Origin of the sequence: Olsenella sp. SW781 (genome assembly GCF_012027725.1) — a bacterium.
Taxonomy (GTDB): domain Bacteria; phylum Actinomycetota; class Coriobacteriia; order Coriobacteriales; family Atopobiaceae; genus Thermophilibacter.
Window position 1 is genome coordinate 1 of the sequence record NZ_SJOU01000025.1, and the last position, 12,971, is coordinate 12,971.

A 12,971-nucleotide genomic window follows, 5' to 3' on the forward strand; every position below is an offset into this window, starting at 1 on the left:
CGAGAAGGACGCGCAAACTCTCTTTCCTGTGCAATCCGCTGCTGAATCCAAGCTTACGTATGAAAACTCTTGAACCATCACATGCGTAAACGAAGGTTTTCGGAAAGTCGGGATTACGCGTGGCGAGAAGGACGCGCAATCTCTCTTTTCTGTGCAATCCGCTGTTGAACCCGAGATTACGCATGAAAGTTCTTGAACCATCCCATGCGTAAACGAGAATTGCCGAAAACCTAGGATTGCGCATGAGCTCGGACGAGCGGCAAAGGGGCGACGGCGCGCCATGCGGACGCCGTCGCCCCAGGGGAAACAAGGCCGGACGGAAACAGGGCCGGACGAGAAGAACGCGAGAGGGGCTAGTCCACCCGCTCGAAGCGGTACATGAAGTTCTCGTATGGCGAGTTGGGAACGGTGAGCGGCAGGCCCATGTCCATGAGGGCGTCGGCCGAGAACTCGAGGCCGTTGCTCACCATGCGGTACGTGGCGCCCGGCGTGAGGCCGCGCGGGACCACGTAGTTGGCCTTGGCGTAGCCGTCGACGCGCGTGACCACGGCGCAGACGAGCGCCTCCGAGCCGTCCTCGGAGACGAACTCCCACGACGCCACGTCGGCGTACTTGGGGTCGCTCAGGCGGTAGAAGAGGCCCTCGCGCACGAGGTGCTCGATGCCGCGGTAGGTCTTGACCTGCGTGCGGATGTGCTCGCAGGCGCGGTCGTTGAGCTCCATGAGGTCGAGCTCGTAGCCGAAGGCGCCGCCGGCCATGGCGACGGTGCCGCGCGCGCCCAGCGGCACGGTGCGGCCCGTGATCTCGTTGGGGCAGGCGGAGACGTGGGCGCCCACCGCCGAGCACGGGTACCCGAAGGAGGTGCCGTACTGGATCTCCAGGCGGTTGCGGGCGTCGGTGTTGTCCGAGGTCCAGATCTGCGGCGTGTAGTAGAGCATGCCGGCGTCGAAGCGGCCGCCGCCCGCGGAGCACCCCTCGATGAGGAGGTCGGGATAGCGCGTGCGGACGCGCTCGAGCAGGTCGTAGAGGCCGAGCATGTAGTCGTAGAGGACCTTGCCCTGGTCGGTGGCCACGCGGGAGTGGACGTCCACGATCGAGCGGTTGTAGTCCCACTTGACGTACTCGATGCCGCCCTGGTCGAGCACGGCGCAGAGCTGCTCGAAGAGGTTGTCGCGCACGTCGGCGCGGGAGAGGTCGAGCACCAGCTGGTCGCGGCCGAGCACGGGCGGCTTGCCGGGGATGGCGAGCGCCCAGTCGGGGTGCGCGCGGAAGAGGTCGGAGTCCTCGTTCACCATCTCGGGCTCGACCCAGATGCCAAAGCCGAGGCCCACCTCGTTCACGCGGCGCGCGAGGTCCGCCACGGAGCCGCCGAGCTTCTCCATGTTGGGCTTCCAGTCGCCGAGGCCGCGGTGGTCGTCGTTGCGCGCGCCGAACCAGCCGTCGTCCATGACGAGCATGTCGAGCCCGAGGTCGGCCGCCTTCCTGGCGAGCTCCACGAGCTTGTCGCCCGTGAAGTCGAAGTAGCAGGCCTCCCAGGAGTTGATGAGCACGGGGCGCGGGGAGTCGCGCCAGGGGCCGCGGCACACGCGCTCGCGGATGCAGCGGTGCAGGTTGTGGGAGACCCTCTCGAGGCCCGCACCGGAGTAGGTCATGATGACCTCGGGCGCCACGATCTTCTCGCCCGGCTCGAGCGGGTAGGAGAAGAGGTCGGAGGCCAGGCCCATCTGCATGCGGGTCTGCTCGTACTGGTCGCGCTCGACCTCGGCGAGGAAGCTGCCGCTGTAGACGAAGCTCATGGACCAGGCGCGGCCCGCGGTCTCGGTGGCGTCGCCGTCGCAGAGGACCATGACGGGGTTGTACTGGTTGGAGGACATGCCGCGGCGGCTGCCCACGCTGAAGGAGCCGTTGCCCACCGCGTGGCGAGAAGGACGGCGCTCCATCGCGTGGCGGCCGTCGAAGGTGATGACGTCGAAGTCACCGGACACCATGTCGAGGCAGGCGGACTGGAGCTTCTCCACGGTGACGCGGCCGGACCCGGCGTTTCTGACGACCGCGGCGCGGGTGATGACGTCATAGGCGGGCATGACGCCGTAGAGGAGCTCGACCTCGAGGCCGAGCCGCTCGTCGGCGAGCGTGATCGAAAGGGTCTGCGCACCGTCCTTCTCGCCCTCGTCGTAGACGGCGGGGAGCCCGGGCAGGCCGTACTTGCCCGGGCGGATCTCGTGCGACTTGTAGCGCAGGTCGCAGCCGAAGGTGCCGTCAGCGCCGCGCACCATGACGAGCGGGCTCCTCATGTCGCCCTCGCCCTGGAAGGGGAACTCCTGCGGGAGGACGTCGAGCGAGTAGGTGCGGTCCGCCACGTCGTGCGGGCACCCGCACATGCCGCTGCGGTCGGCGTAGGTGATGAGGTAGGACGTGTTGGCGGACGTCCTGGCACCGTAGTAGAGATGGAGCAGGTAGCCGTGTTCGTCGACCCGCATCTGGTAGGTCGTCCGCTCGGTCGAGAGCGTGAAGATGCGCTCGGGGGCATCGTACGAAAGGGGCATGTCGCTCCTCGCTTTCTCTCATCGCATAAAAGTTCGGGCAGAGTGTAGCGCATGGCGCGAGGTCTTGGAATCGGCTCAGGGGACGCCCGGAACCCATCACAAAATGGATGGATTCCGGGCGCCAGGGGGACGAACTCAGGGGACGCGCAACGCAGCGGCGCCCAAGCTACTTGACGGCACCGTTGGTGACGCCGCCGATGATCTGCTTCTGCGCCACGATGTAGAAGATGATCATCGGGAGCATGGCGAGCAGGTAGGAAGCAAAGGCCAGGTTGTAGTTCGTGGCAAAGGCCGTCTGGAAGTTCATCTGCGCGAGCGGCAGGGTGTTGACGCCGGAGCCGCCCATGATGACGAGCGGGGTCATGACGTCGTTCCACACGGCCAGGCCGGTGATGACGGCGACGGTGGCGTGCATGGGCTTCATGAGCGGGAAGATGACCTTCCAGTAGGTGGTCCAGGTGCTGGCGCCGTCCACGCGGGCGGCCTCCTCGAGGGCGGTGGGGATGTTCCTCAGGTAGCCCGTGTAGAGCATCATGTTCATCGGCATGTAGAACACGACGTAGAGGACCATGACGCCGACCATGTTGTCCAGGTGCAGGATGGCCGTCTGCTTGACGAGCGGCATCATCAGGATGGCGAAGGGCACGTACATGCCGGCCACGATGAAGTAGTAGGACGCCTTGAAGAGCTTCTTGGAGTCCATGTTGCGCCCGATCGCGTAGGCGGCGAGGCTGTGGACCAGAACCGAGATCACGACGGCCGCGACGGTGATGATGAGCGAGTTCAGGAACGAGTTGAAGAAGTCGGTGACCTGGATGGCCTCGATGAAGTTGTCGAGGCTCCACGTGGAGGGCAGCGACAGGATGCCCGCGATGTCGTTGGTCATCTCGGAGGGGTCCTTGAAGGCGATGACCACGGCCATGTAGAGCGGGAAGATGATGGTGATGAGGCCGACGATGAGCAGGATGGTGATGGGCCAGTTGACCCGCTCCTTGACCTTGGCAGGAACAGTGTTGTTAGCCATTAGAGCTGCTCCTCCTTACTGTTCAGGAACTTGGTCTGGGCGATCGAGATCACGGCGATGACGATGAAGAAGATGACGGCGTTGGCGCACTGGAAGCCGAACTGGCTGTTGTTGAGGCCGTTCTGGTAGATGAGGTACGAGATGGACTCGGTGGACTGCGCCGGGCCGCCGGAGGTCATGGCCACGATCTGGTCGAACGTCATGAGCATGTCCTTCATGACCAGGACCATGTTCGTGGTGATGGACGGCATGATGAGCGGGAACGTGAGGTAGCGGAACTTGTCCCAGCCGGTTGCGCCGTCGAGCGCGCCCGCCTCGTAGACGTCCTCGGGCACCGACGAGAGGCCGGTGATGTAGATGATCGTGGTCTGCGCGCACGCCTGCCAGACGAGGACCACGACGATGGCCACCCACGCCCACTCCTTGCTCGCGAGCATCGAGGTCGTGCCGGTGAGGGCCGGGACGATGTAGGTGAAGAAGTAGCTGAACACATAGCCGACGACGAGGCCGCCGAGGATGCGGGGCACGAAGTAGATGCCGCGCAGGGCGCTCTTGAACTTGATCTTGCTCGAGAGGCCGATGGCCAGCATGAGCGAGATCACGTTGACGAGGATCGTCGAGACGACGGAGATCTTGAACGTGAACAGGTACGAGTTGCCCACGCGGGCGTCCTGGAAGAGGTCGATGTAGTTCTGCAGGCCAACGATCTCGAAGGCACCGTAGCCCTTGGAGTCCGTGAAGCTGTAGAAGAAGCCCGTGAGCAGCGGAATCGTGTTGAACGCGATGAACAGGATGAGGACAGGGATCAGGATCGCAAGGAAGGTGCGGTTCCTGTCAGATCCCGCCTTTGATACAGCGGCGCTTGCCATGTGCTTCCCTCCTTATCCCTGATTCGCCATGTACTCGGCGTACTTGCGGATGACGGTCTTGTTGTAGCGCTGCCAGAGGTTGTCCCAGTTGGCGAGGAACGCGTCGACGTCGCCGTCCAGGAGGAAGGCCTGAAGCTGGGCGTCGCACGCCATGCCCGACGGATACGAGTGGTCGGGATAGTCGATGACCCTGCCCTCGTCGAGGAAGTCCTGGATGTCGTCGAAGAGCGGGTCGAGCGTGAAGTCGCCCTCGATGCACGGGATGGCCTTCTGGTCGTCGCAGTAGGTCTGGAGGTTCTCGGGCTCGTTGAGGAAGTCGATGACCTCGTAGATCTGGTCGCGGTGCTCCTCCTTGGCGGCCAGCATGTTCCAGCAGAGGTCAACGCCGGAGACGATGATGCGGTCGTCAGGGTTGTCGCACGCCGGCATAGCGAAGAGGCCGATGTTCATCTCCGGGTTGGCGGAGAGGATCTGCGGGACGGCGAAGGAGCCGCAGGGGAACATCGCGGACTGGCCGCGCGCGAAGGCGGTGCAGGCGTCCTCGTAGCTGTAGGCCATGGGGCCGTCCTCGGCGTAGTCGAGGAGCTTGAGGAGCTTCTCGGCGGGCTCGCGGTAGTAGTCGGCGAACTTGGCCTCGCCGGCGTTGACCTTGCGGATGTGGTCGGAGGGGACCAGCTCCACGAGCATGGAGTTCCACGGCGAGAGGATCGTCCAGGTGTCGAGGAAGCCGAGGTAGAGCGGCAGCACCTCGCCCTCGGCCTTGATCTTCTCGCAGAGCGCGATGAACTCGTCCCAGGTCTCCGGGAGCTCCCAGCCCTTCTCGGCGAACATGTCCTTGTTGTAGAGCATGCCCGCAGCGTTGGCGATGTAGGGAACGCCGTAGATGCCGTCCATCGGGACGTAGGTGACGCTCTTCATGATCTCCTGGTAGGCCGGCTGGACCTTCTCCATCCCGGGGTAGCCGGAGACGTCGGCCAGGATGTTGGAGTCCACGAAGTCCGCGTAGGAGGCGTCGCCGCCGATGGCCACGACGTCAGGGTAGTCCTCACGGACGAAGCGCGTCTTCATGATGGTGACGGCGTCGTTGGGGCTGTTGAAGTTGAGGTAGATGTGGTCGTTGGACTCGTTGAACTCGGCCATGAGCGCCTCGAAGATGCTCACTGCCTCGCGCTTGTACGAGACGAACTCGATCTCGGTCTTTCCGTCGGAACGCTGCCCCTCGCAGCCCGTGAGCGCAAGCCCCGCGGCGACCGCGCCCGAGAGCCCGAGGAACGAGCGACGTGTGAGTGCTCTTTTCTGCATGGGTGAGGCCCTCCTTCCCTAGTGGGCGATGGCCAGCTCGGTCTGCTTGTCGAACAGGTGGATCTTGGCGAGGTCCACGGCGCAGTTGATCTTGGAGCCGGTGCGGACGGTGCTCGAGGCGGAGAGGTGCGCAGAAATCTGGCCGCCGTCGACGTCGGCGTAGATCATGGCCTCGGAGCCCAGCAGCTCGTAGACCGTGACGTTGGCCGGGAAGGCCTCGGAGAGGGTGCGGCCCTCGGCGTACTCGTGCTCCTCGACGACGTCCTCGGGACGGATGCCCATGACGACGACCTTGCCCACGTAGCCGCCCTTCTTGAGGGCGTCGGCCTTGGGGCCGGTGAGGGTGATCGTGTTGGCGCCGAAGGTGAGGGCGACGCCCGCGCCCTTCTCGCTCACCTGGACGTCGATGAAGTTCATCTGCGGGGAGCCGATGAAGCCGGCCACGAACAGGTTGCAGGGCTCGTTGTAGAGCTTGGTCGGGGTGTCCACCTGCTGCATGACGCCGTCCTTCATGACGACGATGCGGGTGCCGAGCGTCATGGCCTCGGTCTGGTCGTGCGTGACGTAGATGATCGTGGCGCCGAGGCGGTCGTGCAGCTTGGAGATCTCGGCGCGCATCTGGACGCGGAGCTTGGCGTCGAGGTTGGAGAGCGGCTCGTCCATCAGGTAGACCTTGGGGGCGCGGACGATGGCGCGGCCCATGGCGACGCGCTGGCGCTGGCCGCCGGAGAGGGCGGACGGCTTGCGGTCGAGGAGCTTCTCGAGGTCGAGGATGCGGGCGGCCTCGCGGACGGCCTTGTCGATCTCGTTGGCGTCGACCTTGCGAAGCTTGAGCGGGAACGCCATGTTCTCGTACACGGTCATGTGCGGATAGAGGGCGTAGGTCTGGAAGACCATCGCGATGTCGCGGTCCTTGGGCTCGACGTCGTTGACCACGCGACCGTCAATCTTGAGGGTGCCGGAGGTGATGTCCTCGAGGCCGGCGATCATGCGCAGCGTCGTGGACTTGCCGCAGCCGGACGGGCCGACGAAGATGATGAACTCCTTGTCGGCGATCTCAAGGTTGAAGTCCTTCACCCCCTCATAGCCGTTGGGGTACTTCTTGCCTACGTGCTCAAGTGTGAGGCTCGCCATGTGCGCAACCTTTCTCCCTGCCCGACCGCCGCACGCCGACGGCTCGGGCCCCACCTTACGTTGAGCTAATTGTAGGTTGCCACTTTTGCGCTAAAATGTGTCCTATTTGGTATATCTAATACCTATATTCTCGTTTCACCAGTTGAATGGCTATATAGTTCTATTCATGATTTCTTCACCGTTTCGCCGAGCGGAGGCGTTTTCCTGGCAAACGGTGATAGTACTTTTTATATCCGCAGGTAGATTGCTTTATGGGATTATTTCCACATCGGGAATCGATTCCAGTTTTTCAAAATCAGATTTATCTTTATGCGACTATTTGACGTTTGAGGTATATACAAAGTGCGCCAAACCATGCATAATGCGACATAGGCTTTTCGATGCGGAGCCCCTGCCCCGCGCCCAGGACCCCGGAGGCGACGATGCCGACCCACGAGCTCGAGTTCTCGACCTTCCCGAACGCCCACTACGTCGACCTCATGCCCTACCAGTACGGGCGCGAGACCTGCGAGCCGGGCCACGCCTTCGGCCCCGCGCGCCGCAGCCACTTCCTCTTCCACTACATCATCTCCGGGCGCGGGCTGCTCATGTCGAGCGACGAGGGGGGCGTCAAGAGCGACCACCGCCTCTCCGAGGGCGAGGGCTTCCTCATCTTCCCCAACCAGGTGAACACCTACGTGGCGGACCTCGACGACCCCTGGGAGTACATCTGGGTGGAGTTCGACGGGATCCACGTGCGAGACGAGCTCGAGGAGGTCGGGCTCACCGACTCCTCCCCCGTCTACCGTTCAATCTCGAGCGAGCTGCGCGACCGGATGGTCGAGGAGATGCGCTACCTCGTCTCGAACCGCGACGCCTCGGCCCTGCACCTCATCGGGCACACCCACCTCTTCCTCGACTACCTCCTGCGCTCCGTCGACCACGAGGCCGAGCAGGCGCCGAGCAAGATCCAGGGCTTCTACATCCGCGAGGCCATCGACTTCGTCAAGGAGAACTACCAGTCGGACATCTCCGTCGAGGACATCGCCAAGCGGACCGGCCTCAACCGGAGCTACTTCGGCAAGGTGTTCAAGCAGGCCACGGGCAAGTCGCCCCAGCAGTACCTCATCGGCTACCGCATGTCCAAGGCCACGGAGCTCCTCAAGCTCACGGCCCTTCCCGTGAGCGAGGTGGGGCGCGCCGTGGGCTATCCCAACCAGCTGCACTTCTCGCGCGCCTTCAAGGGCGCCTACGGCATCTCGCCGCGCGAGTGGCGCCGCCAGAACGCCCGCGCGTGACGCAGGTGCGTCGGGAACCGTCCCTCAATTCGCAGGCCCCGGTGGCGGCGCCGACGGCGTTGGCGATTCGGGGGTTATGGCAATACTCGCGGTAGCGGCGTTGGCTATTCAGGGGTTATGGCAATGCTCGCGCTGCCACAGCCCCGGGTTTCACAACATGCCGAGAAGAACGCCCAGTCGGCTCCCAACCAGCGCTGCCATAACCCAGATTGAAACAACGCCCAAAGCCCGGGGATTGCCACGACCCCCGATTCCGCAGCGCTCGCGGGAGGGGCGCGGCGACGCCCTCACCCGACGGCGCGCTAGAATCGGTGCGGCGCGCCCTCGCGGCGCTCGAACGTCCAGACGCCCTCGAAGCCCAGCTCCGCGAGCTCGCGGTACGCCAGGCGCAGGTACGAGCCCAGGTGCTCCGGCCGGTGGGAGTCCGACCCCACGGTCACGACGGTACCGCCGAGGTCGCGATAGAGCTCGAGGACCTGGCGCGAGGGCTGGAAGTCGTCAAGTCCGTAGCGGATGCCGGAGGTGTTGACCTCGATGCCCTTCCCGTCGTCGATCACGCGGCGCAAGATCTCCGCCACGACGTCGCGCACGTTCTCGAAGGGGTAGTCGCCGAACGGGTCGTAGCGGCGGATGAGGTCGAGGTGCCCGAGGACCGTGTAGTCGCGGAAGCGCTCCACGACGCCGAGCAGCTCCTCGTAGTAGGCGCGGTGGATCTCCTCCTGGGTACGACCGCGTTGGAAGTCGCCGTTCCAGAACTCGAGGTTGTCCACCTGGTGGATGGAGCAGATGACAAAGTCGAGCCGCTCTCCCAGGGTGCGGACGAGCGCGTGGTTCTCCCCGATCGTGGACGTCTGGACACCCAGCTCGAGGCCCGCGCGGAGCGCGACCTTGCCGCGCAGCTCCTCCCGCACGCGGTCGAGCTCGTCCAGATAGGGAACGTAGGGGCAGTTGGTGACCGGGCGGCCGTCCTCGAAGCGGGCGCCGTCCGGCTGGTTCCACTCGGGCTTCACCCCGTAGTCGACGTGCTCGGTGAAGCAGAGCTCGTCGAGGTTGAGGCGCACGGCGTCGAGCGCCACCTGACGGAGCGGGTACGTCGAGTCGTCCGAGAACCCGGTGTGGACGTGATAGTCGGCAAGCATGCGGCCCCCTACTCCAGGTAGCGGCCACGCAGCTCGGCGAGGTCGGCGTCGGTGACCCCCAGCGCCTCGCGGGCGTAGCCCTCGACGCCGCCGAACTCGCGCATCACCGCCGCCACGGCCGCGCGGATGAAGCGGACGTTTGCTGCCGTGCGCTCGTCAGAGGGGACGTCGGTGTAGAGGTTGGTGGCGAGGTAGTCTTCCTCCATCGCCTCCGAGGGCACGCCGAGAAGGGCCTCCACCAGCATGCTCGCCATGCCGCAGCGGTCGCGGCCCACGTGGCAGTGCCACAGCGTCGCGCCGTCCGCAGTCTCGAGGACGCAGCGCAGAAAGGTGCGATAGGCCGCGATGCCGGACTCCCCCAGCAGGATGTGCGGGTACACCAGCTCCATGAAGCGCGCGGGGTCGTCCTCGTCGGTGCGGGCGGCCTCGAGCTGGGCGCGCGCCTCGGCGCTCTGCGAGATGCCCGCTATGGCGTCGCGCAGCACGTCGGCGTGCACGTAGCGCACGCCCGGCATGCGCTCCATGCGGTCGGGGAACTCCACGAGCTCGTCCTCGCCGCGCAGGTCGACGACGCAGCGCAGGTGATAGTCCTCGATGAGGCGCCGGCAGTCCCCCGAGGTGGCAAAGTAGAGGGTGCCCGAGCGCAGAAGCAGCCCGGGGCGCACGCGGCGGCCGTCGGCGGTGAGAAGACCGCCCAGGTCGCGCGTGTTGGGCAGGCCCTCGAAGTCGATGAGGCCGTGCTTGGGTCGTGCGTCGCGGCGCGTGGCATCCGTCATGTGCGTCCTTTCCGGGTTGTCGGCGTCACATTATACGAGTCCGACGTCACGCGCGCGTAAGGGGCGGAGGGGCGGGGCGCCCGAAGGGTCGGGGTTCTTCTCCCCTGCCGGCGTCGGGGGGCAATGCCCAGAAGCTCGCGGATTTGCCGCGGCGGGACTGAGCGCGCTTGCCGTCGGCGGCGCGCCCCTCTCGGCATGTTGCGAGATCGGGGCTTTTGGCAATTTCCGGCCGGTCGGCGTCAACGAATTTGGGGTTATGGTAATGCTCGTCCTGCCATAACCCCAAATCCCGCAACATGCCGAGAAGAACGACCAGTTGGCGCCCAGCCGCGACTGCCATAACCCCCAAAACGACAGCGTCCGCAAGGCGGAGATTGCCATGACCCCACTTTCGGCAACGCATGAGAGGGGCAACGGCGCCGCGCGACTTCGCGATGACGGAGATCCCGTGGCCACCTCTTCGAAGACGGCTCTCCGGCGGCGTCACACCTCGCCGGTCTCGAGGATGCGGTCGAGGGCGGCCTCATCGAGCACGGGCACGCCGAGGGACTGGGCCTTGGTGAGCTTGGAGCCGGCGGCCTCCCCCGCCACCACGTAGCTGGTCTTCTTTGAGACCGAGCCCGTGACCTTGGCGCCAAGGGCCTGAAGCGCGGCCTTGGCCTCGTCGCGCGTGCGGCGCTCGAGCGTGCCCGTGAGTACGAAGGTGAGTCCCGCGAGCGTCTGCGGGCGCTCGGGCTCCGTGCGCTCCTCCTCCAGGACCACGCCCGCCTCGCGCAGGCGCTCCACCACAGCCACGTTCTTCTCGATGGAGAAGAACTCGCGCACGCTGGCGGCGATCTTGGGACCGATGCCGTCCACCTGGGCGATGTCCTCCTCGGTTGCCGCCGCAAGCGCCTGCATGCTCCCGAAGTGCCCTGCGAGCTGGCGCGCCACGGTGGCGCCCACGTGGCGGATGCCCAGGCCGAAGAGCACGCGCGCGAGGCCGCGGCCCTTGGACTCCACGACCTGCGCCATGATCTTGGCCGCGATGACGGGACCGACCACGATGTCGGAGCCGTCCACGGCCTGTCGGCCGGTCCAGACCTCGGCGAGCGCCTCCTCGGTGAGCCTGTCGTAGAAGTCGGCCACGTCGGCGAGCAGGCCCTGCTCCACCATGCGGGAGACGATCTCGTCGCCGAGGCCGTCGATGTCCATGGCCGTGCGGCTGCCCCAGTGGATGAGGCGCTCGGTTGCCTGCGCGGGGCAGTCGATGGAGACGCAGCGGTAGGCGACCTCGCCCTCCTCGCGCACGACGGGGCTGCCGCAGGAGGGACAGGTCTCGGGCATGTGGAACTCGGGCGCGCCCTCGGGGCGCAGCTCGAGCACGGGGCCCACGACCTCGGGGATGACGTCGCCGGCCTTGTGCACCACGATCGTGTCGCCCACGCGGACGTTCTTGCGGGCGATCTCGTCGACGTTGTGCAGCGTCGCGCGGGCGATCGTGGAGCCGGCCACGGTCACGGGGTCGAACTCGGCGACGGGCGTGAGCACGCCGGTGCGCCCCACCTGCACGCGGATCTCGCGCAGGACGGTGCGCTTCTCCTCCGGCGGGAACTTGAACGCGATGGCCCAGCGCGGGGCACGTGCCGTGAAGCCGAGCGCCTCCTGGGAGGCGAAGGAGTCCACCTTCACCACCACGCCGTCGATGTCGTAGTCCAGGTCGTCGCGGTGCGCGAGGGCGTCCTCGCAGTAGGCGTGGACCTCCGCGGCGGAGATGCAGCGCTTGAAGTGCGGGTTCACGGAGAAGCCGCAGTCAATGAGCCACTGGAGGAAGTCGTGCTGGGTGTGGACGTCGATGGGCGCCTCGTCCGCGACGGCGTAGATGAAGGTCTCGAGGTCGCGGTGGGCGGTCACCTTGGGGTCCTTCTGGCGGAGGCTGCCCGCGGCGGCGTTTCTCGGGTTGGCGAAGGGCGCGGTGCCGGCGGCGTCGGCGTCCTCGTTCAGGCGCTGGAAGCTGTGGCGCGGCATGTAGACCTCGCCGCGGACCTCGACGGAGCGGCCGAGGCCGCCGTCCGCGAGGCGCGCCAGGCCAGCGGGCGCGAGCGAGCGCGGGATGTCGCCGATCGTGAGGACGTTGGCCGTGACGTTCTCCCCCGTCGTGCCGTCACCGCGCGTGGCGGCGCGGACGAACTGGGCGTCCCGGTAGGTGAGCGCGACGCCGAGGCCGTCGATCTTGAGCTCGCAGGTGTAGGCGACCGGATGCTCCGGCGTGGCGCCGAGGGCCTCGTCCGTGCGCGCGAGCCACTCGTCCAGCTCGGCGAGGTCCATCGCGTCATCCATCGAGTACATGCGCGCGGCGTGCGTCACGGGCTCAAACTGCTCGGAGACGTAGCCGCCCACGCGCTGCGTGTAGGACTCGGGCGTGACGAGCTCGGGATGGGCCCTCTCAAGGGCAAGGAGCTCCTGAAGCTGCCGGTCGAACTCGGCGTCGGTCATCTCGGGGTCGTCGAGCGCGTAGTAGGCGTAGGCGGCGTGCGCGAGGATGCGGTTGAGCTCGGCGTGGCGGGCGCGCGGGGTCGTCGCCGGCGCCGCGGCCTGGGGCTGCCCCATCGGGGCGTCATCCCCGAAGAGCGACGTCTGGACCTGCACGTTCTTCTCGTCTGCCATGCGCGTTCCCTCCTGCGGGCACCGGGTTTCTCGGGCATCAATGGTAGCGCATGGGCCAGAAGGCGGGCGATGCCACGCGGAAACGTCGGAAGCGAAAAGACGGCGAGAAGAACCGACGGGTCGTTGCCCACGACGCTCGCCGGCCGCAGCCGACCGCCCGCGGAAAAGGACTGCCGCCTCCCGACCCCTGGCGGACGCCCTACCAGCCCCGTCAGTGAACGGTGTGCGAACCGTCAGACAACCCAGCCGGGAACTGGC

9 protein-coding genes are annotated in these 12,971 nt (G+C 66.1%); 1 reads left to right on the plus strand and 8 read right to left on the minus strand.

The genetic code is table 11. The features are described 5' to 3' along the window. Positions 1 to 353: 353 nt before the first annotated feature. From E0L17_RS10650 to E0L17_RS10670, 5 genes are all read right to left on the minus strand, one after another. A complete protein-coding gene (locus E0L17_RS10650; RefSeq protein WP_167931204.1) occupies positions 354 to 2,546 on the minus strand; it encodes an alpha-galactosidase in 2,193 nt (730 codons plus the stop codon). A gap of 166 nt (positions 2,547 to 2,712) precedes the next feature. Then, the gene (locus E0L17_RS10655; RefSeq protein WP_167931205.1) at positions 2,713 to 3,570 is read right to left on the minus strand and encodes a carbohydrate ABC transporter permease; all 858 of its coding nucleotides are present in this window, start codon (positions 3,568 to 3,570) and stop codon (positions 2,713 to 2,715) included. Then, complete coding sequence (locus tag E0L17_RS10660; RefSeq protein ID WP_075279827.1) at positions 3,570 to 4,439, minus strand: carbohydrate ABC transporter permease; 870 nt, start codon at positions 4,437 to 4,439, stop codon at positions 3,570 to 3,572. The genes E0L17_RS10655 and E0L17_RS10660 overlap by 1 nt, the downstream gene beginning before the upstream one ends. A 12-nt stretch (positions 4,440 to 4,451) precedes the next feature. Further along, positions 4,452 to 5,741, minus strand: a complete 1,290-nt coding sequence (locus E0L17_RS10665; RefSeq protein WP_167931206.1) for an ABC transporter substrate-binding protein — start codon at positions 5,739 to 5,741, stop codon at positions 4,452 to 4,454. Between the two features lie 18 nt (positions 5,742 to 5,759). After that, positions 5,760 to 6,875, minus strand: coding sequence for an ABC transporter ATP-binding protein (locus E0L17_RS10670; RefSeq protein WP_167931207.1), 1,116 nt, complete (start codon positions 6,873 to 6,875; stop codon positions 5,760 to 5,762). Between the two features lie 422 nt (positions 6,876 to 7,297). Between E0L17_RS10670 and E0L17_RS10675 the strand changes: the two genes are divergently transcribed. Further along, a complete protein-coding gene (locus E0L17_RS10675; protein ID WP_167931208.1) occupies positions 7,298 to 8,152 on the plus strand; it encodes an AraC family transcriptional regulator in 855 nt (284 codons plus the stop codon). Positions 8,153 to 8,454: 302 nt separating this feature from the next. On the opposite strand, the gene E0L17_RS10680 is transcribed toward E0L17_RS10675, so the two are convergent. From E0L17_RS10680 to ligA, 3 genes are all read right to left on the minus strand, one after another. Further along, positions 8,455 to 9,291, minus strand: a complete 837-nt coding sequence (locus E0L17_RS10680; RefSeq protein ID WP_167931209.1) for a histidinol-phosphatase HisJ family protein — start codon at positions 9,289 to 9,291, stop codon at positions 8,455 to 8,457. Positions 9,292 to 9,299: 8 nt separating this feature from the next. Next, a complete protein-coding gene (locus tag E0L17_RS10685; RefSeq protein WP_167931210.1) occupies positions 9,300 to 10,067 on the minus strand; it encodes a tyrosine-protein phosphatase in 768 nt (255 codons plus the stop codon). 483 nt (positions 10,068 to 10,550) lie between these two features. After that, complete coding sequence (ligA, locus tag E0L17_RS10690; protein WP_167931211.1) at positions 10,551 to 12,713, minus strand: NAD-dependent DNA ligase LigA; 2,163 nt, start codon at positions 12,711 to 12,713, stop codon at positions 10,551 to 10,553. Positions 12,714 to 12,971 lie beyond the last annotated feature (258 nt).

Coding starts and splice junctions, on each gene's coding strand:
- E0L17_RS10670 (WP_167931207.1), bottom strand. CDS start 6,875: ATGGCGAGCCTCACACTTGAGCACGTAGGCAAGAAGTACCCCAACGGC.
- E0L17_RS10680 (WP_167931209.1), bottom strand. CDS start 9,291: ATGCTTGCCGACTATCACGTCCACACCGGGTTCTCGGACGACTCGACG.
- ligA (WP_167931211.1), bottom strand. CDS start 12,713: ATGGCAGACGAGAAGAACGTGCAGGTCCAGACGTCGCTCTTCGGGGAT.
- E0L17_RS10685 (WP_167931210.1), bottom strand. CDS start 10,067: ATGACGGATGCCACGCGCCGCGACGCACGACCCAAGCACGGCCTCATC.
- E0L17_RS10675 (WP_167931208.1), top strand. CDS start 7,298: ATGCCGACCCACGAGCTCGAGTTCTCGACCTTCCCGAACGCCCACTAC.
- E0L17_RS10665 (WP_167931206.1), bottom strand. CDS start 5,741: ATGCAGAAAAGAGCACTCACACGTCGCTCGTTCCTCGGGCTCTCGGGC.
- E0L17_RS10650 (WP_167931204.1), bottom strand. CDS start 2,546: ATGCCCCTTTCGTACGATGCCCCCGAGCGCATCTTCACGCTCTCGACC.
- E0L17_RS10655 (WP_167931205.1), bottom strand. CDS start 3,570: ATGGCTAACAACACTGTTCCTGCCAAGGTCAAGGAGCGGGTCAACTGG.
- E0L17_RS10660 (WP_075279827.1), bottom strand. CDS start 4,439: ATGGCAAGCGCCGCTGTATCAAAGGCGGGATCTGACAGGAACCGCACC.